This window comes from Rhizobium sp. LEGMi-198b (genome assembly GCF_054114205.1).
The window spans coordinates 1-2,500 of the sequence record NZ_JBSYVH010000017.1 but is presented as its reverse complement, the minus strand read 5'-3'; the positions used below and the strand labels follow the sequence as shown (position 1 = coordinate 2,500).

1 tRNA gene and 2 rRNA genes (1 of these 3 cut by a window edge) are annotated in these 2,500 nt (G+C 54.5%); all 3 read left to right on the top strand.

Going from position 1 to position 2,500, the window contains the following annotated elements:
* Positions 1–1,897: ribosomal RNA gene (locus ACXHXG_RS32015) — 23S ribosomal RNA — on the top strand; it begins 997 nt to the left of the window's first position.
* A gap of 118 nt (positions 1,898–2,015) precedes the next feature.
* Positions 2,016–2,130, top strand: a 5S ribosomal RNA gene (gene rrf, locus ACXHXG_RS32010).
* Positions 2,131–2,423: 293 nt separating this feature from the next.
* A tRNA-Met gene (locus ACXHXG_RS32005) sits at positions 2,424–2,500 on the top strand.

The window sequence follows — 2,500 nt, the reverse complement described above, 5'->3', positions numbered from 1 at the left end:
GCACTGGATGGGCTATGGGGACTCACCGTCTTACTGATCCTAACCAAACTCCGAATACCGGGAAGTACTACTCGGCAGACACACGGCGGGTGCTAACGTCCGTCGTGAAAAGGGCAACAACCCTAACCTCCAGCTAAGGTCCCCAAGTCATGGCTAAGTGGGAAAGGATGTGAGGATCCCAAAACAACCAGGATGTTGGCTTAGAAGCAGCCATCATTTAAAGAAAGCGTAACAGCTCACTGGTCTAGTCAAGGGTCTTTGCGCCGAAAATGTAACGGGGCTAAAGCCATGCACCGAAGCTGAGGATTCCTCTTTGAGGAGTGGTAGCGGAGCGTTCCGTAAGCCTGTGAAGGGACAGCCGTGAGGCATCCTGGAGGTATCGGAAGTGCGAATGTTGACATGAGTAACGATAAAGAGGGTGAGAGACCCTCTCGCCGAAAGACCAAGGGTTCCTGCTTAAAGTTAATCTGAGCAGGGTTAGCCGGCCCCTAAGACGAGGCGGACACGCGTAGTCGATGGGAACCACGTTAATATTCGTGGGCCTGGTGGTAGTGACGGATTGCTTAACTTGTAAGGTCTTATTGGATTGATCTTGCAGGGACGCGGTTCCAGGAAATAGCTCCACCGTATAGACCGTACCCGAAACCGACACAGGTGGTCAGGTAGAGTATACCAAGGCGCTTGAGAGAACTATGTTGAAGGAACTCGGCAAATTGCACGCGTAACTTCGGAAGAAGCGTGACCCTTATGTGCGCAAGCATGTGAGGGTGGCACAGACCAGGGGGTAGCGACTGTTTACCAAAAACACAGGGCTCTGCGAAGTCGCAAGACGACGTATAGGGTCTGACGCCTGCCCGGTGCTGGAAGGTTAAGAGGAGGGGTGCAAGCTCTGAATCGAAGCCCCAGTAAACGGCGGCCGTAACTATAACGGTCCTAAGGTAGCGAAATTCCTTGTCGGGTAAGTTCCGACCTGCACGAATGGCGTAACGACTTCCCCGCTGTCTCCAACATAGACTCAGTGAAATTGAATTCCCCGTGAAGATGCGGGGTTCCTGCGGTCAGACGGAAAGACCCCGTGCACCTTTACTATAGCTTTACACTGGCATTCGTGTCGGCATGTGTAGGATAGGTGGTAGGCTTTGAAGCAGGGACGCCAGTTCTTGTGGAGCCATCCTTGAAATACCACCCTTATCGTCATGGATGTCTAACCGCGGTCCGTCATCCGGATCCGGGACAGTGTATGGTGGGTAGTTTGACTGGGGCGGTCGCCTCCGAAAGAGTAACGGAGGCGCGCGATGGTGGGCTCAGACCGGTCGGAAATCGGTCGTCGAGTGCAATGGCATAAGCCCGCCTGACTGCGAGACTGACAAGTCGAGCAGAGACGAAAGTCGGTCATAGTGATCCGGTGGTCCCGCGTGGAAGGGCCATCGCTCAACGGATAAAAGGTACGCCGGGGATAACAGGCTGATGACCCCCAAGAGTCCATATCGACGGGGTTGTTTGGCACCTCGATGTCGGCTCATCGCATCCTGGGGCTGGAGCAGGTCCCAAGGGTTTGGCTGTTCGCCAATTAAAGCGGTACGTGAGCTGGGTTCAGAACGTCGTGAGACAGTTCGGTCCCTATCTGCCGTGGGTGTAGGAATATTGACAGGATCTGTCCCTAGTACGAGAGGACCGGGATGGACATATCTCTGGTGGACCTGTTGTCCTGCCAAGGGCATAGCAGGGTAGCTATATATGGAAGGGATAACCGCTGAAGGCATCTAAGCGGGAAACCCACCTGAAAACGAGTGTTCCCTATCAGAGCCGTGGTAGACGACCACGTTGATAGGCCGGGTGTGGAAGTGCGGCAACGCATGAAGCTTACCGGTACTAATAGCTCGATTGGCTTGATCGTTCCCATTGCTCGTGTTCATCACACGATGCATCTGACGTGTTCAAAAAAAGACAAGAGACATGAAGGCTATTGCCTCCATCCTCTCTTCACCAGCTTCTCAAACGTTGCGCTTCGCTGACCTGGTGGTTATGGCGGGGTGGCTGCACCCGTTCCCTTTCCGAACACGGCCGTGAAACGCCCCTGCGCCCATGGTACTTCGTCTCAAGACGCGGGAGAGTAGGTCGCTGCCAGGTCTGCAAAACGCAACGCCGGATAAACCCATCAGGGTTTGTCCGATGATTTAAATCTTCTCGACACAAAAACGGCTAAGCCGTGTTACAATAGGCCGCTCAAAAGCGGCCTTTGTCGCTTCTAAAGGCATACAGTTATACGCCCGGCTCCGAAATAAGGTGCCACGGGAACACGGGACAAATCCTTCGGATTTGCCCCGATCACGCAAGTTGGACCAGCCAACTTGCTCAGGCTCCGACGGACCCCAACGGTTCGCTCGAGGTGCGATAAACCGCAAAGCGGTTTACGCTGGTAACGCGGGGTGGAGCAGCCCGGTAGCTCGTCAGGCTCATAACCTGAAGGCCGCAGGTTCAAATCCTGCCCCCGCAACCA